We start from the raw sequence: 21,073 nt of genomic DNA, 5'->3' as shown, positions 1-21,073 counted from the left end.
GCAGATGCGGCGATTGACATCTGCCATGTAGGAATACCGATTGTGGTGTTATCAGTAATCAGAATGATTTAATAAGTGCTCAATGAAGGCGGGGTTATCTTCTCCTGTTTTTTGCCGAAGCGCGCTACCAGCGAGTTAGCTGCTGTTGCCAGCAATGTTGTATCGACCCCGACGGCAACAAACCGTGCGCCCAGATTAAGGTAGTGTTCCGCCGTTTCGACATGGGTCATCAAAATCCCTGCGGCTTTGTCTGATGCCGCTATCTGACAGATAGCCTGCTCAATGGCTGCTTTGACTTCAGGGTGCTGAGGGTTACCGGAATAGCCCATATCCGCACTGAGATCGGCAGGGCCAATAAATACGCCATCGACACCTTCAACGGTCAGAATTTCCGGCAGATTGCGCAGGGCTTCGCGAGTTTCCACTTGTACCAAAACACAGATTTCATCGTTGGCGCGAACCAGATAATCGGGAATACGATTCCAGCGGGAAGCCCTGGCCAGTGCACTGCCTACGCCCCGAATGCCAGCGGGCGGATAGCGGGTCGCACGCACGGCTTCGCGGGCTTGCTCTGCGTTCTGAATCATCGGCACCAGCAACGTCTGTGCGCCGATATCGAGAAGTTGCTTAATAAGCACCGGATCGTTCCACGGTGAACGAACAACCGGCTGGCTTGGATAGGGCGCAATCGCCTGCAACTGGGTCAGGATTGAGGGGATATGATTGGGCGCGTGTTCGCCATCAATCAGCAGCCAGTCGAACCCTGCCCCTGCCAGAATTTCCGCGCTGTATGAACTGCACAGGCCAAGCCATAAACCGATTTGTGGATGCCCTGCTTTCAGGGCTTGCTTAAATCTATTGGTTAACAGATCCATAAACTTACCTTCAAACTTAACGTCCGGCTTTAAACAAAGTGGCAGCTGATTGAACCCATTGCACCGTAATCCACATGAAAAGTATCACCTTTGCGGGCAGGCACCGGGCGGGTAAAGGAGCCGCCAAGAATGATCTGACCTGCTTCAAGCTGAACACCATGCGGAGCCAGTTTATTGGCTAACCATGCGACACCATTGGCGGGATGGTTAAGTACCGCTGCGGCTACGCCGGATTCTTCAATTACCCCATTGCGATAGAGCAGGGCGCTGACCCAGCGCAGATCCAGCTCATCCGGCCTGATGGGACGCCCGCCCATGATGACACCGGCATTGGCGGCATTATCAGAAATCGTATCGAACACCTTACGCGGGCGCTGGGTTTCAGGATCGATGTTGTGACAGCGGGCATCGATCAACTCCAGCGCCGGAATGATGTAATCTGTCGCGTTATAGACATCAAACAGCGTACAGTTTGGGCCACGAAGAGGTTTTGCCAGCACGAAGGCCAGCTCTACCTCAATGCGCGGCACAATAAAGCGTTCGCAGGGAATATCACTACCGTCCTGAAAAAACATATCATCCAGTAATGCGCCATAGTCCGGTTCCTCAATTTGTGAACTGACTTGCATGGCTCTGGATGTCAGGCCGATTTTATGCCCTTTGAGCACTCGGCCTTCCGCGATTTTCAGATTGACCCACTCACGCTGAATGGCGTAGGCGTCTTCAATCGTTATTTCTGGGTAATCCAGTGAAATCTGCCGGATCTGCTCTCGGTTTTTTTCTGCCTGATGTAAACGGCGTGCAACCTGTGATACGACTTCTTGCTGTAGCTGCTGTTGCATAGCGTATTAAGCTCCTTTAGCGCCCAATCCCCCAAAACAGAGGTATTTCACTTCGAGATAATCGTCGATCCCGTAGCGTGAACCCTCACGCCCCAGACCAGACTGTTTTATGCCCCCAAACGGAGCCACTTCGTTGGAAATCAAACCTTCATTGATGCCGACCATGCCGCTTTCCAGTGCTTCTGCAACCCGGTAAATCCGGCCAATGTCGCGGGAATAGAAATAAGCCGCGAGGCCAAATTCTGTATCGTTGGCGAGGCGAATGGCTTCTTCTTCATCGCGGAATTTGAACAGCGGTGCCAGTGGGCCGAAGGTTTCTTCATGGCTGACCCGCATTGAACCATCCACATCGGCCAGCACGGTGGGTTCAAAGAACAACCCGCCCAATGCGTGGGATTTGCCGCCGGCCAGAATGCGTGCGCCGTTGGAAACCGCATCGCTGATATGCGCCTGTATTTTTTCCACGGCAGCCTGATTAATCAGCGGTCCTTGTTGTGACGCAGGTTGTGATGCATCGCTATGGGCTGGCCCAACGCGAAGTTGCTTGACGGCATGAACCAGACGTTCAGCAAACGCATCATAGACGCTTTCTTGTACCAGAATCCGGTTGGCACAGACACAAGTCTGCCCACTGTTGCGGAATTTCGTCGCCATCGCGCCTTCCACAGCAGCATCAAGATCTGCATCATCAAAAACAATAAAAGGCGCATTGCCGCCCAGTTCAAGGGAAAGTTTCTTGACGGTATCGGCACTTTGCGCCATCAGTAACTTGCCAACGCGGGTAGAGCCAGTAAAAGAGAGCTTGCGCACGATAGGGCTTGAAGTCAGTGTTTCGCCAATCGCTTTGGCATCTATACCAGTGACAATATTCAGGACACCCGCCGGAATGCCTGCCTGTTCAGCCAGTACGGCCAATGCCAGCGCAGATAGCGGAGTTTCTGCGGCAGGTTTCAGTACAACCGTACAACCTGCGGCCAGTGCCGGGCCAACCTTACGAGTGATCATGGCATTGGGGAAATTCCACGGCGTAATTGCGGCGACAACGCCAATCGGCTGTTTGATGGTCGCGAGACGACGACCCGGCATCGGTGATGGGATAGTTTCGCCATAAATGCGTTTACCTTCTTCCGCAAACCATTCGATAAAACTGGCACCATAGGCAATTTCTCCCATCGCTTCTGCATGGGGTTTTCCCTGTTCAGCACTCAGCAGTTCCGCCAATGCTTTTTGGTTATCCATGATTAGCTGGAACCATTGCTTGAGCTTTTGGCTGCGCTGCTTGGCAGTCAATGCTCGCCATGCGGGAAGGGCATTTTGGGCGGCTTCAATGGCTTGCTGCGTCTCTGCGGAACCCATATCACTGACATTGGCAATGACTTCGCCATTGGCGGGATTGGTAACGGCAAAAGTCGTTTTATTATGCGCATCAACCCATTGACCATTGATATAAGCCTGTTGGCGCAAAAGTAATGTATCGAGATGATTTGTCATGGTTTTCTCTTCATTAAGCAAAAAGGTGAACTTTATTGTGTTGAATTATATTGTGCTGAATTATGCCATTCGCTGGGGTTAATCTTTTGATTTAAACAGCTGATGCACGTTATTCGATTTATAATTCAGTATCGGATCAAGTTCTTCCATTGTGAAAGAGAGACCAAGATAACGCTGTGCCATCAAATCAGCAAAGTGTGCCTTGATTAACGTAAATAGCATTTCGCCGACTTGCTGACGATCTTCAAGGCTGCGCCCGGCACCGATTTTCAGCGTCATGTGGACAAAGGCGTAATCTTGTTCACCATCCGCCATTTGCCATGTATCCAGCCAAATAGCGCGGCTACGGATGCCGCCCAGCGGGAAAATCCCCGTATCGGCCAACGCCTGATTCACGTTGGCAAACAGCGCCGGTAATCTGGCGGCTTCACGGATATTTTCGGTACATTCAGCGTAAAAATGTGGCATGGTCTGCTCCTGTCAGGCTCTGATTTTTTCGGTGGTTTGTTCATTAACCGCATCATCGGATAGCGGGAAAACGGCGTTCACTTGCCCGGTTCCTGAACTGGCGAACAATTCGGTGAGAAATTCCACCTTACCGTCGTATTTGTCCCAACCGAGCAGGCCGAGCAACATCACCGTGTCGTGCATATTGCCTTCACCGCGGCAATATTGCGCATACTCCGGCAGCATTTTGCAGAATTCCTTGAACTGACCGGCCTTCCAAAGCTGTACCACGCGGCGATCCATCTGTTCATCAAACTCACGGGTATAACTGTTCATTCCTTCTTCGGCGCGTTGATCATCAATGAAACTGTGCGACATCGAGCCGCTGGCCAGCACTGCTACCGTGCCATCATATTTTTCAATCGCCCGCAACACGGCTTCTCCCAGCTTGCGGCTGTCTTCAAAGGCATGAACGGTACAAAAGGCAGAAATCGAAATCACTTTGAAATGATGGTCACTGTTCATATAACGCATGGGAACCAGTGTGCCGTATTCCAATTTCAGACTGGAGATTTCATGTGATTGAGCGCGAACTCCCATTTGGCGGGCTTCTTCCGCAATCATCCGGCCGAGTTCAGGATTGCCGTCATATTCATAAGTCATATCGCGAATAAAATGCGGTAACTCATTGCTGGTATAAATGCCGGAGAAATGCCCGGCACAGTTGATATGATAGGCACTGTTGACCAGCCAGTGGGTATCGAACACGATGATCGTATCGACGCCCATTTCATGGCAACGGCGGCTGATCTCTTTGTGCCCGTCAATTGCTCCCTGTCGGCAGCCATGATGTTTGCCCGGCATTTCGGACAAATACATCGAGGGTACATGTGTAATTTTCGCGGCTAACGCTAACTTTCCCATAAATCCTCACTTGATATCAGGACGATGAACCGTGGTTAACGCTGGGATTAATTACACTCCCCAACGAGGAATGGGATGATCTCCCATTGAGATACAGACGTTTTTCACTTCGGCAAAGACTTCAAAACTGTATTCCCCGCCTTCGCGCCCTGTACCGGAGGCTTTCACACCGCCGAATGGCTGGCGTAAATCGCGAACATTCTGGGTATTGACGAATACCATGCCAGCCTCAATGCTACGCGCCAGACGCAGGACTTTGCTGACATCCTGCGTCCAGATATAAGACGCCAGACCGTATTCCACATCATTGGCCATGCGCAGGCCGTCCTCTTCACTTTTAAAAGGCAGCAGACAAGCAACGGGGCCGAAGATCTCTTCCTGTGCCACGCGCATCCGGTTATCCACATCGGCCAGCACGGTTGGCCGCAGGAAGTTGCCATTTTTCAGATGTTCAGGCAGATCGGCGGGCTTATCAGGGCCGCCAGCCAGCAGCGTTGCTCCCTCTTCAATACCGAGACGGATATAGCCGGAGACTTTTTCCCAGTGCGACTGACTGATTAAGCTGCCGACCTGAGTATTCGGATCTTGTGGATCGCCTACACGCAGGCGATTGGCGCGTTCAGCAAAGCGCTTAACAAATTCGGGGTAGATACTTTCCTGAATGAAAATACGGGAACCTGCGGTGCAGCGTTCGCCATTGAGGGAGAAAATCGTGAACAGCGCTGAATCCAGCGCACGTTCAATATCCGCATCTTCAAAGATCAGAACGGGGGATTTGCCACCCAGCTCCATCGAATATTTTTTCAGACCTGCACTCTGCATAATCCGGCGGCCAGTTGCGGTTCCTCCCGTAAACGAGATCGCCCGCACATCATGGTGTTTTACCAGCGCATCGCCTGCGGTATTGCCATATCCCTGCACCACATTCAGCACGCCGGCCGGAATACCCGCTTCCAGCGCCAGTTCGCCCAGACGGTTGGCGGTCAATGGGGAAAGTTCAGACATCTTCAGCACGGCAGTATTGCCCAGCGCCAGACACGGTGCCACTTTCCATGTTGCGGTCATGAAAGGCACATTCCACGGCGAAATCAGTGCGCAAACCCCGACAGGCTGGATCAGCGTATAGTTGAGCATCTTGTCATCAACCGGATAAGTATGCCCATTCATCTGCTGGCAAATTTCAGCGAAGAAATCGAAATTATGGGAAGCGCGCGGGATCAGCACATTTTGCGTCTGGTGGATGGGCAGGCCAGTATCCTTGGTTTCCATCGCGGCAATATCGGGCACATTCTGGTCGATCAATTCCCCTAAACGGCGCATCAGGCGGGCGCGTTCTTTCATTGGCGTATCCGCCCACTTGGGAAAAGCGTCTTTTGCCGCTGCAACAGCCTGATCAATCTCTGCCTGCCCACCGGATGCTACTTGCGCCAGCACTTCGCCAGTGGCGGGATTGGTGGTTTCAAAATAGGTTTGGCTGGCAACGTTCTTGCCGTTGATCCAATGATTAATGGTGGTCATGACAGGTTCTCCTCATATTCTTGCTGGCTGATAATGTGATTCACCAGACGCCCGACACCTTCGACTGACACAATCACTTCATCACCCGGCACAACATCTGACAGCCCTTTCGGCGTTCCTGTGGCAATCATGTCTCCCGGCTGTAGTGTCATAAAACTGCTCAGGTAGGCAATCAGGAAGGGAATATCAAAGATCAGATCTGCCGTTGTGCCGCGTTGACGTAATTCCCCATTGACCCAGGTGCTCAATATCAGGTTATGGGGATCGGCTATTGCATTTTTATCCACGATCCACGGGCCTATCGGAGTGAGCGTATCGCGGCTTTTCACGCGCAGATTGGGGCGGTAATAATTTTCCAGATAATCACGGATGGCGTAGTCATTACAGACGGTATAACCCGCGACATAATCCATAGCCTGTTCTCTGGAAACGTTGCGGGCTGGCTTGCCAATCACAACAACCAACTCCGCTTCATAATGCATGTATTCCACATTGTCCGGCCGGACGGAAACTTGACGATGGCCGGTTAGGCTATTGGCAGCCTTGATGAAGATCAGCGGCTCTTCCGGTGGCTTAAATTCCAGCTCCGTGGCGTGATCGGCATAATTCAGCCCCAATGCGAACAGGGTGCCATTGGCAGGAGGGAGCCACAAAACATCGTGTCCGCTGACGACGCATCCATCAGACAGCAGGACATTTTCCTGTTCATCGACGATGACATTCATTTCTTGATTCTGATAACGAATTCTGGCTTGTCTCATGGTTGACCTCCTGCCTGCGCCCTTCCTTCCAAAACGCTATCTTTCAACGTGATGTCTTCCAAAACCACGGTGTTTTCCAACTCAGGGAAACCTTCAGCTTTGACCGTGACGTTGTCGTTAGGGCGAAGCGTAATGCGCTGATGGGGAGTGCCGAGCAGGATGACATCGCCTTCGTTTAACGTGGCAAAATCACTTAATGCCGCCAGGAGTGCTGGAGCAGAACGCACAAGATCGCGGGTTGACCAGCGATCAACTTCCTGACCGTTGATTTCAGTGATGATTTCGAGTGAATTCACTGATTTTGTTGTGACTATCTGGCCTATTGGACAAAACCCATCCCGGCATTTTGCTTTGATAGCAGGACGATAAAACGAAGTTTCTGGCAGGCTGACCTCATTGGCCAATGCATAACCCGCGATATATTGCTCTGCATCCTGAAGAGAAACTTTACGGGCGGTTTTGCCAATCAGCAGTGCCAGCGTTGCACCGCTTTGTACTGTCTCCCCGATGGGATGAGGAATAATATCACCGGAGCCAATCACCGTATTGCGGGGTTTAATAAACCAAATTGGAGTTTTTGGTGGTGTTTTATAAGGTAGCTCGTCAAATGCCTCATGCCAGAAATCGAGTTGACTGCGGTGGTTGAGGGCGACGGCAAAAACAGTGCCTTTCATTAACAACTCCTTGAAACCTGAACGACGTATCGCAAGATTGTTTGTTAATATATTAATAAATCAACTGCCGTCAATGTTCAACATGTTAATATAATTGTTAATTTTAATTGTGATCTATGTAACACCATTCTGGTATTGATTGTTTTTACCACAGAAAGATCAAATTGTTATCTTAATTTATGAGGTCATTTGACATTGAGTTTAACTTATTTTTAACTTTTCTTTGGCAAAATAATTTTATTTATTTGTTAATGTTGAATTCTTTTCCCTTTGTAGATAATTATGAGCATGTTAGTCTTTTTGATGTTTATGTTGTCTATAATGAGTGGCGTACGCGTTCAGTTTATAGAGAATGACTAGTGGTTAACTTAAGAGTCACCTTTACTTATGCATGAATCCCTGACAATTGCATTGCTTCAAGCACGGGAAACCGCAATGGGTTTTTTCCGTCCTATTTTGAAAAGCTATAACTTGACTGAGCAACAATGGCGTATTATTCGCGTACTTGCGAGTAGCCGTTCGATTGATTTTCATGATTTAGCTTGTCTCACCTGCATCTTGCGCCCAAGCTTGACGGGCATTCTAACGCGTATGGAACGTGATGGTCTTATCTTCCGCCTAAAGCCAATGAACGATCAGCGTAAGCTGTATGTTTCCCTGACACCGGCTGGTCAGGAGCTTTACGAACAGGCTAAAGGGCAGATTAATGATGGTTATAAGGCGATTGAGGATGCTTTTTCTCCAGCAAAATTGGCCCAGCTTTTAGCGTTGCTGGATGAATTTATTTCCATCGGAAATCCCTCTCAGGAAGATATAGAGACAGAGAATGAGTAGTCGGTAGCTGTGCTGCATTAATATATTAATTAAGTGATTTATTAAGTGGTGGAATAAAAGCCGCCGGAATGAACTGTTTGTATGTTTTGAGCAGTTTATTGCGGCGGCTTTTCTATTCCGGGTAGAAAAATTGAGTCTGAAATAGCTCAAATAAGGAAAAGGTTATAAGTAGAAAAATTGAAGTGTTAAGATTTTTGTTGGTATTTCTTTAATGGGTTTATCGGACATATTTATACACGTTTTTAGAATTAATAATAAAAAACCTCACATATCGGATTTATCCCCATCAAGATGGTTCTGTCGCATTAATAAAGAAAGTACGAGTGCAGATAAGGTGATTGATTTTTACTCAGTTAATTGATAGAAAAAGGCTGCCGGTGAAATCGGACACCCTTCTTTTTGTCGGTATTGTCCTTTGCGCAACAGGCTGACCCATTCAATCCTGGCCAACACGGTCTGAGCCCGTCTGAAGTTTTTGAATCCCAGCATAGGACGTGTCCGCCGTTTGACGTTGCGGTGATCCTGTTCAATCAGGTTATTAAGATACTTATTCTGCCGGATAATGATGTCGTTATCCTTTGTTTTTTCCTTGTTTAACTCGTCCACTGCGGCTTTATTGGCGCCACTTTTATCCATCGTCACCCCGTCGGGTTGTCCATGCTGGCGTATTGCTTTCTTAAAGAAACGCAAGGCGGCCTCCTAATCCCGATGGGCTGTCAACAAAAAATCAACCGTATTGCTATCTGAATCCACAGCACGGTAAAGGTAACACCATTGACCTTTGATTTTGATATAGGTTTCGTCCATTCGCCACCGACGCCCAGCCGCAGGCTGACTCCGCCGATAACGTTTGACCATCAACGGGATCAGACGATGAACCCAGCGGGAAAGCGTGGAATGATCGACGGTTATCCCCCGCTCAACGAGCATTTCCTCGAGATTACGCAGGCTCAGCGCGTAGGCCAGATACCCGCGAACACACTGGGCGATAATATCAACAGGATAGTGCAGACGTTTGAACGCTTTTCGGATAAGGGACATCGCTCTGGACTCGCTCAAAAACAGGGGAGCTTACCTGATGACCGCTTAATGCGACAGAACCATACAATATGCAGATAAAATTGTGGTGATGGATCAGGGCGATATTGTTGAAGAAGGAACGCATAGCGAACTGATCGACAGACAAGGCTTATATCATGAATTGTGGCAATTACAGCAGCAGGCGCAGAGCTGGGGTATGGGGACTGGTCGTGAGTAATATTTTGTAATATAAGGATGTGTTGATAAAAAACGTCCGGGAATGATTAATTACCGGACGTGGTTTTATTGAATGAGGTTGGAAATAATAAATATAGGTGGATTTGAATAATTATTTTTATATTGTTGTCAGCGGTATTATTATTTTAAATAGTGATACCTGTCGCCGCTGCGACGTTTAATAAATATGTTTGAGATGTTGAATTAATATTTCATAATAGATAATAGATAATAGATAATAGATAATAGATAATAGATAATAGATAATAGATAATAGATAATAGATAATAGATGCTGGATTCGACTAATAAGTTAACCACCATAATTACTATGATATAAGTGCAACATCGTTAATCTGGAAGTAAACACGTTGGTATTCCCTTGAATAACTTATTCGGTGTTTTTTCACCCCGAATTTTTCGGGGTGATATTGAGTCAGTTCACCAAAAAATTTATCTCCTGTTCAGCACTTAAATCTTTCCAAAGTAACCGCTGTATTCATTTTTTATTTCCGGTATTATTTCCACGGCTTTCTTAGCAAAATAACGGCGAGTCAGCGTCTTCAGATGAGCCTGTTTAGAACAATTTTCTGCTCAAAAAAACGGACACTTTTTTTAAAACCATTGTATATTCCACGGACGTTAAATAATCATTGGCCATGTGTAATCGTGTTAAATTGTAGTAATGTAGATAATCCAACACATCTTTTTTCATCTCCTCATGTATTTTCATGATGTGTTTTGAATAACCAATCCTGTTTTAAACTGTAGTGATGTGATGGACTATCAGGGCAAAGGGTAATCCTCCCATTTTTCATGGAGGTTAAAAGTAGAATTTAAGCAACACGTAATATATGTTGCTTTGGTGTATAGCCACCTAATGCCATATTGGGCTTTCATGATTATAAAACCACTGCCATTTTGTTGCAGAGTCTTGTAATTCACTCAAGGAAGCAAATAAATAGTGTCCCAGCCAGTTATAACGAATCGTTCGATTATAACGCTCAATATAGGCATTCTGTTGAGGCTTTCCGGGTTGGATAAAATTCAACACTATCTCATGCGCCTTCGCCGATGCCTGAAATTCATGGCTGGTGTCACAACGTATTGAAGCAGGTTTTCCCCACCACTCCATCAGGTGCTCCAATGTTCGTATTACACGACAACTGGGCAATGAAAAATCAACCTCAATAGTGAGCGCTTCGCGATTAAAATCATCAATAATATTGAGCAAACGCACCGAACGGCCATCTGACAACTAATCATGCATAAAATCCATTGACCCACTTTTATTAGGTACATCAGGCACTTTCAAAGGTTCAGGTTGTTCGCGTTTCAACTGTTTCTTGGGTTTAATGCGTTTTATTCAGAGCCAGTTCACAATAAATTCGGTAAACCCGTTTATGGTTCCAAAGAAACCTTTTCACATTGCGTAAATACAAGTAGCAAAGCCCAAATCCCCAATTACGCTATTGTCCCGTAATATTCAGTAACCACGCCGAAATCTGCTCATTTTCGGCAGACAAACGGGGCTTATAGTGATAACTGCTTTCACTGACCAATGATCGGTTGGGTCGTTTAAGCGGATCACGGCTCTGCCTGTAATAGTTATGACTCTGTCATCAATGGTAATATTTGTATATCCCGCCATCAGATTTCTGCAATTTTCGATGAACGGACATAAAATACAATATATTTTTATTATTTGAAATTTCAAATGAAGTATTTTTCCTATACTGGTCAAGATAGTTTCAAATAGTGCGAAAGTTTTTTTATTTTCTTCTGTAACGCTATGTAAAATACATATAATTTTTTTTCAGTGAGAATTTCCGAATCAATAACTTGTATCTTGCAAACGAGATGCATTCATATACTGTATATGATTTAGTAATTAAGCTTCAATTGATAAATTTTTAACTATTGATGGGTAAAACACGTTTAAAATAAATAAATCCATGTCTTACATCCTGAATAATCATCTATTTTATTTCTACTAAATAGACGTAATGTATACCTATTGTAATTTCACTATATTACCCTCCAAATTGGCCAATGCTTCTTGTAATATAAAGACATTGCAATCGAATCTCGTTTTCTCTAGACACGACTGACTTTATAAAGCTCATGGCAGACACAAAATTTGTAGCCTGAGGCATACTGTAACATAGTAATATTTTGATTTTATTTTATAATATTATGAATCGCCGCGTCTTTTTATGTAAATAATTTGATAACAACCATCTCAAACTGCAGGGTACTATAAGAGTATTTATGTTGAGAGGTACAATTTAATTAGCACGTCTCTATAATACCTCTCTCTTCAACATTATTTCAATAATAATGAAAATATTAATTTTTCTTATATTAGTTACATGGTTTTAATAACACTAGATTGTTATCATTGTAATTATAGATGATTAATGTATTATTTAAAATTTAATATATCACACTCCATTAAATATGTATATTTTCAAGTATATTGGTGCGGTTATCTGTTTTTTCTTTATTAATTAATAACGATGCTGGCACCTCTACTCCATCCATATCAATAGTTAGTAGCTGAAGCCAAAAATCTTTTGTTGCAACAAAAATTTTTCCTTTAGAATATCTAATTTCACCAGATTCTTCGATGTTTGACGGGATATTAGTAACATTAGCTGAAAGCACTACAATCTTTAGATTTTTTTTTGTTAAAAAATACGCACCTGGGTGACGATATGCTGCTCTTATATGTCTTTCTAATACCTGAGCCTCAAGCTGGAAATTCAGATGATAATCAGAGGATTTTGGACGACCAAAGTAACTACGGTTTTGCATATTTTGGGGTTTATAAGAAAAATTATTATTTACCATAAGAGGTATCAAATCTAATAACATTAAAACATTTTGATCTTCCTGAAAGGTTCTCAAACCAATGCAAGTTTCTTTTTCTGAAAAGTGAATAGAGCGTTGCATAATTATATCACCCGTATCAAGCCCTTCATCCATTTTAATAGCACTAATGGATGTTTTAGTTTCACCATTTTTTATCATCCAATAGAATGGTGCCAATCCTGCATAACGAGGTAAAGGACTTGGATGAAAATTAATAGGCATAGCATTAGGAATATCCAGTAGCTCTCTAGTTAATAACTGTTGGAAATTAGCAACAATAAAATAATCTGGATTAACTTCTTTTATTGATATTATAGTTTCTGGCGAATTTACCTTTTCTGGTCGTTTAATTGTCACCCCCAATGATATAGCTTCCTTTTCTATATTTACAGAATGGCTATCATTAATAAAATAGTCACATTCCTTATTTGGAGGCGAAGTTATAACCATTAGCAACTCAATCATTGGGTGTGCTGACAATATTCTTAGAAACGGAGATCCTAGTTTTGAATTAATCTCAGTGAATAGTACTATTTTAGTTTTTTTAGACATAACAATACTCAGATTTAAAAATCAAAAGAAAATATTAGTTGATTTACCGCCGACCAAAACATTTCCAGCTAGCTGTAAAATAGCATCTTGTGCTACTGCATGTTGACACATCGTCTGTGCGTCACGAAGCCAGCGATCAAGAGGAGATTTCCGATAAACTGAACTACCACCAAGCAAATTGTACATAGATTGTACGATATTACGAGCTGTCTGAAAGGCATTATAACGAGCCAAAGCAGTCACAACGCGATAATCTGAAGCAGATTCATCACCTTCCAAAATATTTTGCCACTGTTTTTCAAGACTGGTATAGACTGATGCTCGTGCAGCGGCAAGTTCCATTTCGGCACGGGCGATGGCGGATTGAATACGAAAATCTGTAATCCAAGGTGTGTTAGTTTCACGATCAACACGATTTTGCACTTGATCCCGCACATAATCCAAGCAAGAACGAGCCATTCCTAAAGGAATTCCTGCCATCTTTCGAAGGATGGTATCAGGTGAATTATAGAGAGGTCCTAGACGGTATGGCTGTGAAAATGAAAAGCTGTGTTTTTTAGGCACAAAAAGCTTTTCAACCGAGTAATCTAAACTACCACTACCAGCTAGTCCAGTTGTGTACCAAGTGTCTATAATGTTAAATTGCTCTGGTTTTGCAACCATAATACGCCAGTGTTGTTCTTCTCCGGTAATCGGATCTTTTTCTAGTGCTCCATTACAGTAGACTAATACACCGCATATTAGTACATCACAGTGAGTTATCCCGCTACCAAATCTCCAATTACCACTGACAACATATCCTCCGTCAACACGTTCAGCACGCCCCTGTGGATGAATCCATCCTGAATTAGCCATATCAAGATGAGGATATAAAGAGCGTGCGATATCGGGAGGTAAAAAACCAGAATATATCCCAGAATCCATACCAATCATACTGCACCAAGCCGCAGAAACATCACCTGTGGCAAGAATCTCTATGAGTTGTGTCTGCTGAATAGATGTCAACTCAGGTCCCCCCCATTCTTTAGGCATTGCTGCGCGAAAAACACCTGTGTTTCTTAAAAGGTCAATGATATTTTGAGTAAGTTTCCTGTTATTTTCAATTTTTTCGGAATTCTCTTTTAATATCGGAACAATACTCTTAGCCTTATTAATAATATCTTCTGCATTATTTGGAATAACTTCATTGTAATTAGACATAAGCCCCATATTTTCCATTTTCATTTCCTTGTTTTATTAATTAAAAATAACGCCCGGTGGAAATAATTCCATTAGGGTCTAGTATACTCTTCAACTTTTTATTAACTTCACGCTCAGTTTGTGAATAATACTGTTCAAGAAAATGAGTGTGATTAATGTCTAAACGGTAAGGATAAAATCCTTTATAAGTAAAGTGTTCATAAATCAAATCTAGAGTTTCATGTGCTTTACTTATCTGATTTTTTACTGGTGGAAATTTTATTGAAATAACTAAGTCTATAACATCAGAAGATAACGCATTTACAGTTGTACCAATTTTGACGCCTGTTTGGTTAGAAATATCATCAATAATAGATAGAGCTTCGACAATAGTTTCTCCTTTGAACGGTATAAAAGCTAAAAAGAAAATCCAACCACCACCTTTACTATCTACCTCATTAGCATTTTGCCCAGTAGCCGCACGAAGCATATGCTCATTCCATGTAGGATCACCAGCATAAGCATGTTCTACAACTTGTAAAACAAAGTCATTTTTGTCTGAACTAATTTCATTTGAATGAGTTATTTTTGTAAATATTCCACTGTCTTTGGCTTCTTCAAACAATATAGATATAGTGGCTTCCACTTTCTTATGATTACCAGACACGCATATCAAGGTGAGATGTTCATCCACCGAGCCGCCGTAAGATTCAGTAGAAACAGTGTCATAGATTTTTAATACACCAGAGACCATCTCCTGTGCATACCAGTCTCTGAACAAATTGACAGCGCCTAACAGTTTTTTCCTAAGAAATCGTAAATGCAAAACAGTTTGTTTTTGTGGTCTAGGTAATAAGCGAACTACAGCTCCAGTTATTATTCCAAGATTAGATTGAGTATAAAGGTGCAATAATGAAGGACCATGTCCAAATGTATTAAATGCAGTCTCTCTCTCTGCGTGTGGCCACCATCCGACTTTAATTTTTTCACCGTCAGGGGTTATCACCTCTAGTCCTAACAAGTCGTCAGTTCTTTGGCGACGTAATCCAACTCCACGCTCCAGAATATTACCTACCACACTTGTGTGCCCAGAGGAAGCTGTCACGTTTAGCATTCGTGAACTATCTTTTAATAGCTTAGCTAAATTTAGCTGTGTTACACCAGGTTCGATTATAGCCCATCCATTTTCGATATTTATTTCTCGGATCTCTGTTAATCTATCTAGAATTACAATAATAGCATCTTCACTGACAGGTTCTTTAGATCCCAACCCCCAATTATATCCAGAACTGACTATATGTAATCCTAATTTTGGATTATTTTTATTCATTAGATGGACAATCTGGACTACTTCATTGATCGAACCAGGTTTAACAATAGCGTTAACATTTTTTGGCGCAAATAAACTTACATTTCTTCCCAAGGTAAGAGTTGATATTTCATTGAATTTAATTTGAATATATGTTTCACCGACTATCTTTTTTAGTTCTAATATGATATTATTCAAGGAGCAAGCATCACTTTGTTTTTTTTCTATTATATCCATAATCTTTAGTTCCATTAATGTGAAATAGAAGACAATTTTCCTTACTCAGAAAATGGCCTTGAAGGCGCTGTACCTGGAAGATAAATATGTTTATACGGTCGTTCACCATAAGGCCATTGTACATGAGCCATTACTCGAATAACTCGAGGTATCATGATGCTGGTTTTATTTTCTACAGCACATAAAGATGGAATTTTTATTCCAGAGTCGTAGAGTACCAAAGGAGGTAACTCATTGGTAAGGTCGGGTGTAATAGTAAAAAATAAACTTACAAAATCAGTAATTGATAAATTATTTTTAGACATAATTTCATCAATAATTAATAACGTATTTGAAGTAATACTTTCAGCTGTATCAAAATCGACTTGAACTGCACCACGAATAGCAACTAATTTGATTAACGGAGGTGTGGTTTTTATCTGAGTATAAGACATATTTCACCCTACCAATCTAGTGTTAATAATACGACACTACGGTTATTATTTAATTTACATATTTAAAATTGCGAGACAACTGTATACCATGGTTAAACTTCAAGTCAATAAATTATTATATTTTTATCTCTGAGATTATAAAATAAGTATAATCTTAATGACTTATAGTTAAATAAATTATTTCCATATTAAATTACTTTAATTTTAACTTCTGGTTAATTATTTGTTTTTCAATATATTAACACTCAATGATCACATATTAAACCTGAAGATTTTATACAAAACAATAATTTTCAGTATAAATTTATTTTACTAAAATATAATGGTGGAACGTGTAAAAATTAAGTGCAATAAAATATTATTTAAATAATCATATTACCATGATGGTATTTATTGTAGTTGATATTGTTGAAAGCATTTTCAAAGTAGTTTAACGTTTCATGCTTTATATGAATCTATCTAGGAATATTTATGATACATAAGAATGTTATGCTATTGCTTGTCTTGGCTATTGCTGTCTTTGGAGTGATTACCACTGAGGTAGCAGTAATCGGCCTACTACCACAATTAGGGTCACAACTTCACGTTACACCTACACAAGTCGGTTTTCTTGTCAGTATTTATGCTGTCATTGTTGCTATAACAGGGCCATTCATCACATTACTACTATCGCGATATAATAAAAAGTACATTCTTCTTACAATCCTTCTTATATTTGTTATCTCTAACCTTATCTATGCCACAACAAGCAGCTTTAATTTAATCTTGTTCTTTAGAATATTGCCAGCATTGTTTCATGCCACTTTCTTTGCTGTGGCGCTCGTCGTCGCTGCCAATTCAGTAGCTAAAGAGGAAAGCCCAAGAGCAGTGGCGAAAGTTTTCGCCGGGGTTGCTGTAGGATTGGTATTAGGCATGCCGGTTAGCTCGTTTATCGCAGAACATTTATCATTAAGCGCTGCGTTTTATTTTGGTTCAATATCTTGTTTGCTCGCTTTTATAGGTATTTTATTCTTTATTCCTTCTTCTATCTCTACAAAAAAAGTTAACTTTTCCAGTCAATTAATTATATTACGCAATGGAAAATTATGGTTAACAATTGTTACAGTAACGGCCGTATTCTCTGCAATGTTCGCAAATTTTAGTTATATTGCAGACTATCTTGCTAAAATCACACGTCTTGATAATGACACTATTAGTGTATTTCTCGTTTTGTTTGGTGTTAGCGGAATATTTGGTAATTTTATTTTTAGCACCTTTCTACAAAAAAATGCTATAAAAACAACGAAGTTATATCCTATTTTGTTGACGTTACTATATGTTTTTATTTGGATTCTGGGTTTTTCCCCAATAGCTATATTGATATTGATTTTTTTTTGGGGAGCGTTACATTCAGCAGGGCTCGTTATCAGCCAAACATGGCTTATGAAGGAAGCCAATGAAGCACCTGAGTTTGCTAATAGTTTGTATATATCGTTTTCAAATTTAGGAATCACAGTAGGTGCCATGGTAGGTGGATGGGGAGTATCTTATTTAGGTGTTCATTCCGTTGTTCTTATTAGTATCATATTTACGGTTACGGCATTTTTAAGCATCTATCTTAAGAGTAAAATAGATAATAATATTGGCTAGACTCTGGACAATAGTGAGGATAATGTTCAACAAATCGAGTAGGGTGAAACGTTATCCTACTCTGTCAAGATAGATGGTGCTTCCATTAAAAAACATATATGGACACTGACTCAATTCAAGTGGGTGCATAAAATTTTCTGACAACTTAGTACTACAGCCGTAATTGCTCTGTAAGCCGATGATCTCCCCGGCGGCGATAGTGACATTGTTGCGCCCGGTATTGATGCCGTCGTCGCCAGTCTGACCAATGTAAAATCTGTTCGATTGTCTTTCCCGCTTTTTCCATCAGCTTTGACAGCAGCTTACGCAGTTCCGCTACACTGAGCGGAACCCGGCCTATCGGTGTTTTTTTCTCCTGTACCCGCAGAACCGTCAGGACTGCATGGGCCAGTAACGACAAGGTAATATGTCGGTGCCAACTCTGGCATCGCCGCACTTCGTCATGATCCAGCCCACATTCCCCTTTTGTCCCCGTTCCCGCTGACCGTATTTTCCAGTCAGCGGTGGTCAGGGTATCGGCAATACGCTCAGCACGGATATACTCTGGCCCTCGCCACCATAAGAGGGTATTGCAGGGAATAGCTAACACGAAGGGCTGGTATCGGGACTCCAGCCAGACTCTTAGACGACGGTCACGGCCATAAACTTCATCCGCGGTCACCCGGCGACAGGGAACGCCGGCATCCAATGTTCGTTCCAGCATCTGCCTGGCTAACTGGGGTTTCGTTGCAAAAGTGACGCTGGCGGGGATACCCGCAGCTTCACCGCGGGAACGGGCATCTGTCCACTGGCGAGGCAGGTATAATGCCCGGTCAACAAAGGCATGCCCTCCGTTGCCGGCGTAACAAAGAAATACGCCTATCTGGCTGTTTTCTATGCGTCCTGCTGTGTCACTATATTGGCGCTGTACCCCGGCAGAATGGCATCCATTTTTGATAAATCCGGTCTCATCAATGATGAGAACACCCTGCTCATCGCCCAAATGTTCAGTCACATAATCCCGCAGGATATCGCGGGCCATATCGACATCCCAATCAGCGCGTTCCAGCAAATATTGAATCCCATCGGGGGTACTTTCCCCCATCCATTCAGCTAGTTGCCAGCTATTCTTACGTTCAACATCACTGAGCAATCCCCCGAAGATAGGCGAGACTGCGTTGTCGTGGGCCGGTATAGTGAAATAAGGGCGCCAGACGGGCATGTAATGCCTGTGGCGCCTGTTCCCAGATTTTGGCAGGGGATGGCATGTGACACCGCCTTTTATTTAAGGAAGAAGAGCCTCATCATGGCACAATATGGATTACGGCTGTAATACTTAATCTCATTGTAAAATAATTCCCAGGCCTTTTTTATTTAGTCTAACTTGAGAACGATACAACTTAGATCATAATAAACGTTCAATTAGAAGTATGCAGAGATAATAAAAAGAAAACCAAAAAACGTAAAAATAGGAATGGTTAATGCGTGATGAATATTTCGAGCTCTTGGTTTTTCATAACAATAACAAGTAGCTTAAATTTAATAAAACATTTTCCGTTAAATTTTCCATTTATAATTAAAGATTGTTGGCATAAATAACTTAAATAGTAATTAATTTTAAAATAAAAAATTTAGATAAATACCTATTTAATAAGAAGGTCTATGTTTTTAAGCAATATATTCCCACGTAGCATGCTCCTCATTATTTTTGAAGGCTATTTTATTACTCGTTATGATTTTCCGGGGTGGGTTGTCCATGTATTCGCTTCATGGCAATCAGCCCTGTAAGAGCGATTAAAAAGGACATGCCAATAAAGGAGGAGAGCAAACCAATCATCGCAAACAGACCAGACAATAATCCTGATGCAGCTTCAGCAGTGTTGGCCAACGTTGAAAATGCACTAAAGCTCTTGCCGATATCCTCACTCCGGGAAAACGACTGAATGGTGGAAACCAGGGTGATATCAACATCGCAGTCCGCTATAGAATTAATGGGTAAGCCTCTGTAAAATATGATCATATTTAATAGTAATAATTCCCATTTTCATTTATGGTTGCGCTATGTGTCCCTTACTTCTGGATAGAATGTACTCTTTCCCTTTATTCAAATAGGTCGAATGAAAGTTTTGGGTATTTCCATGCCAGAATTCCATTTATGCTCTGATGATTAAGGAAATTAAAAATGCAGTGCAAATTTACTTTTTCCTATTACCGATTAATCACCGTTATTTTTGCTTTTATCGCACTAATCCTTACCAGTGGCTGTGATAAAAAATCGACAGAAGTTAAAGCCGGACATCCTCAACCTTCTGGGGAAACCACCAGCATGGCGGGCTGGCCACGAACCTTCGAAACAGTAAAAGGTCCTCTCACATTAACACAACCTCCTAAGCGTATTGTTTCTACCAGCGTGACGCTCAGTGGCACTTTGCTGGCTATCAATGCCCCTTTAATCGCTTCAGGCGCAACAGGCCCAAATACTGATGTGGCTGATAGCCAAGGCTTTTTTATTCAATGGGCCAAAGTTGCTTATGAACGAGGTGTAAAGCTTCTCTATATCAGTGAACCCAATGCCGAAGCTGTTGCGGCTATGGTGCCAGATCTGATTGTTATTTCAGCGACGGGAGGGGATTCAGCCATGAAACTGTATGAACAACTCTCAACCATTGCACCCATACTGGTTATTGATTATGGCGATAAGAGCTGGCAACAGCTTGCCCTGCAACTTGGGCAAATAACCGGGAATGAAGCTGGTGCCGGGGAAATCATCGCGCGCTTTGAGCAACGTTTGCAGAAAGTGAAACAAGATATCACCTTACCCCCGAATCCTGTTTCTGCATTTGTCTATTATGCTGATGGGAGAGGTGTCAATCTTTGGACGCCATCATCTGCGCAAGGGCAATTATTGCATCAATTAGGTTTTACACTCGCCACATTACCGACCAGCCTGAAAACAGAAACCAGTATGGGCAAACGTGAAGATATCATTCAGCTTTCTGCTGAAGGGTTAGCAGATGGTTTAAACGGCCAATCCTTTATGCTATTCGCTACCAATGACAGCACCATTCAAGCTGTGAATGCTAACTCTTTTTTACAGCACCTGCCTGCTGTCAGTACTCAACGCCTCTATGCGATGGGGCCGGATACTTTCCGCTTAGACTATTACAGTGCAAACAATATGCTTGATCGCATTGAACACTATTTCTCAAATCAAGAATTAAAAAATTAGGCGGTTCAAAAAACAAAGATTGCTGCATC

18 protein-coding genes and 3 pseudogenes are annotated in these 21,073 nt (G+C 42.7%); 4 read left to right on the top strand and 17 right to left on the bottom strand.

Translation table 11 applies throughout. From position 1 onward, the window contains the following. Positions 1-68 precede the first annotated feature (68 nt). The 8 genes from hpaI to PSI22_RS10420 form a co-directional block, all read right to left on the bottom strand. Positions 69-875 (bottom strand): 4-hydroxy-2-oxoheptanedioate aldolase, encoded by an 807-nt coding sequence (gene hpaI, locus PSI22_RS10455; RefSeq protein WP_273579690.1) that lies wholly within the window; start codon positions 873-875, stop codon positions 69-71. Between the two features lie 29 nt (positions 876-904). Next, positions 905-1,717 carry a 2-oxo-hept-4-ene-1,7-dioate hydratase gene (gene hpaH, locus PSI22_RS10450; RefSeq protein ID WP_038214297.1) on the bottom strand — a complete coding sequence of 271 codons (813 nt, stop codon included), beginning with the start codon at positions 1,715-1,717 and terminating at the stop codon, positions 905-907. Between the two features lie 6 nt (positions 1,718-1,723). After that, entirely contained in the window at positions 1,724-3,208 is a 1,485-nt protein-coding gene (locus PSI22_RS10445; RefSeq protein WP_273579689.1) for an NAD-dependent succinate-semialdehyde dehydrogenase, read from the bottom strand. A gap of 78 nt (positions 3,209-3,286) precedes the next feature. Further along, on the bottom strand, positions 3,287-3,676 hold the full coding sequence (locus PSI22_RS10440; RefSeq protein ID WP_238125218.1) for a 5-carboxymethyl-2-hydroxymuconate Delta-isomerase: 390 nt from the start codon (positions 3,674-3,676) through the stop codon (positions 3,287-3,289). Positions 3,677-3,688: 12 nt separating this feature from the next. Continuing rightward, positions 3,689-4,579: a 3,4-dihydroxyphenylacetate 2,3-dioxygenase gene (gene hpaD, locus PSI22_RS10435; RefSeq protein ID WP_273579688.1), complete on the bottom strand. Its 891-nt coding sequence runs from the start codon at positions 4,577-4,579 to the stop codon at positions 3,689-3,691. Positions 4,580-4,630: 51 nt separating this feature from the next. Beyond that, positions 4,631-6,097 (bottom strand): 5-carboxymethyl-2-hydroxymuconate semialdehyde dehydrogenase, encoded by a 1,467-nt coding sequence (gene hpaE / locus PSI22_RS10430; RefSeq protein ID WP_273579687.1) that lies wholly within the window; start codon positions 6,095-6,097, stop codon positions 4,631-4,633. Beyond that, complete coding sequence (locus PSI22_RS10425) at positions 6,094-6,858, bottom strand: fumarylacetoacetate hydrolase family protein (protein WP_273579686.1); 765 nt, start codon at positions 6,856-6,858, stop codon at positions 6,094-6,096. Before PSI22_RS10425 ends, hpaE begins: the two co-directional genes overlap by 4 nt. Continuing rightward, positions 6,855-7,532: a fumarylacetoacetate hydrolase family protein gene (locus tag PSI22_RS10420; RefSeq protein WP_273579685.1), complete on the bottom strand. Its 678-nt coding sequence runs from the start codon at positions 7,530-7,532 to the stop codon at positions 6,855-6,857. The genes PSI22_RS10425 and PSI22_RS10420 overlap by 4 nt, the downstream gene beginning before the upstream one ends. 387 nt (positions 7,533-7,919) lie before the next feature. On the opposite strand from PSI22_RS10420, the gene hpaR reads away from it, so the two are divergent. Next, positions 7,920-8,366, top strand: coding sequence for a homoprotocatechuate degradation operon regulator HpaR (gene hpaR / locus PSI22_RS10415; RefSeq protein ID WP_273579684.1), 447 nt, complete (start codon positions 7,920-7,922; stop codon positions 8,364-8,366). Positions 8,367-8,711: 345 nt separating this feature from the next. Here hpaR and PSI22_RS10410 read toward each other — a convergent pair. Beyond that, positions 8,712-9,407, bottom strand: a pseudogene (locus PSI22_RS10410) (IS6 family transposase). A gap of 82 nt (positions 9,408-9,489) precedes the next feature. On the opposite strand from PSI22_RS10410, the gene PSI22_RS10405 reads away from it, so the two are divergent. After that, positions 9,490-9,624, top strand: a complete 135-nt coding sequence (locus PSI22_RS10405) for a hypothetical protein (protein ID WP_273579683.1) — start codon at positions 9,490-9,492, stop codon at positions 9,622-9,624. Between the two features lie 575 nt (positions 9,625-10,199). On the opposite strand, the gene PSI22_RS21485 is transcribed toward PSI22_RS10405, so the two are convergent. The 6 genes and pseudogenes from PSI22_RS21485 to PSI22_RS10375 form a co-directional block, all read right to left on the bottom strand. Beyond that, positions 10,200-10,355, bottom strand: a complete 156-nt coding sequence (locus PSI22_RS21485) for an IS3 family transposase (protein ID WP_370689020.1) — start codon at positions 10,353-10,355, stop codon at positions 10,200-10,202. Positions 10,356-10,458: 103 nt separating this feature from the next. Then, positions 10,459-11,181: pseudogene (locus PSI22_RS10395) on the bottom strand (integrase core domain-containing protein); the annotation flags it as partial. 895 nt (positions 11,182-12,076) lie between these two features. Then, a complete protein-coding gene (locus tag PSI22_RS10390) occupies positions 12,077-13,048 on the bottom strand; it encodes a methionyl-tRNA formyltransferase (RefSeq protein WP_273579682.1) in 972 nt (323 codons plus the stop codon). A gap of 21 nt (positions 13,049-13,069) precedes the next feature. After that, positions 13,070-14,266 carry an acyl-CoA dehydrogenase family protein gene (locus tag PSI22_RS10385; RefSeq protein WP_273579681.1) on the bottom strand — a complete coding sequence of 399 codons (1,197 nt, stop codon included), beginning with the start codon at positions 14,264-14,266 and terminating at the stop codon, positions 13,070-13,072. Positions 14,267-14,288: 22 nt separating this feature from the next. After that, entirely contained in the window at positions 14,289-15,773 is a 1,485-nt protein-coding gene (locus tag PSI22_RS10380; protein ID WP_273579680.1) for an FAD-binding oxidoreductase, read from the bottom strand. 41 nt (positions 15,774-15,814) lie between these two features. Continuing rightward, on the bottom strand, positions 15,815-16,207 hold the full coding sequence (locus PSI22_RS10375; protein WP_273579679.1) for a chorismate mutase: 393 nt from the start codon (positions 16,205-16,207) through the stop codon (positions 15,815-15,817). Positions 16,208-16,678: 471 nt separating this feature from the next. On the opposite strand from PSI22_RS10375, the gene PSI22_RS10370 reads away from it, so the two are divergent. Then, on the top strand, positions 16,679-17,836 hold the full coding sequence (locus PSI22_RS10370; RefSeq protein WP_038246012.1) for an MFS transporter: 1,158 nt from the start codon (positions 16,679-16,681) through the stop codon (positions 17,834-17,836). 334 nt (positions 17,837-18,170) lie between these two features. Here PSI22_RS10370 and PSI22_RS10365 read toward each other — a convergent pair. Together PSI22_RS10365 and PSI22_RS10360 are read right to left on the bottom strand one after the other, a co-directional pair. After that, positions 18,171-19,083, bottom strand: a pseudogene (locus tag PSI22_RS10365) (IS701 family transposase); the annotation flags it as partial. Between the two features lie 455 nt (positions 19,084-19,538). Next, positions 19,539-19,835, bottom strand: a complete 297-nt coding sequence (locus tag PSI22_RS10360; RefSeq protein WP_273579678.1) for a hypothetical protein — start codon at positions 19,833-19,835, stop codon at positions 19,539-19,541. Between the two features lie 162 nt (positions 19,836-19,997). On the opposite strand from PSI22_RS10360, the gene fepB reads away from it, so the two are divergent. Beyond that, complete coding sequence (fepB, locus tag PSI22_RS10355; protein WP_273579677.1) at positions 19,998-21,044, top strand: Fe2+-enterobactin ABC transporter substrate-binding protein; 1,047 nt, start codon at positions 19,998-20,000, stop codon at positions 21,042-21,044. Positions 21,045-21,073 lie beyond the last annotated feature (29 nt).

The sequence above is a fragment of the Xenorhabdus aichiensis genome, assembly GCF_028598775.1.
Classification (GTDB): Bacteria; Pseudomonadota; Gammaproteobacteria; order Enterobacterales; family Enterobacteriaceae; genus Xenorhabdus; species Xenorhabdus bovienii.
Note: the sequence above shows the minus strand (reverse complement) of the source record. Positions and strands in the feature narration are given on the sequence as shown.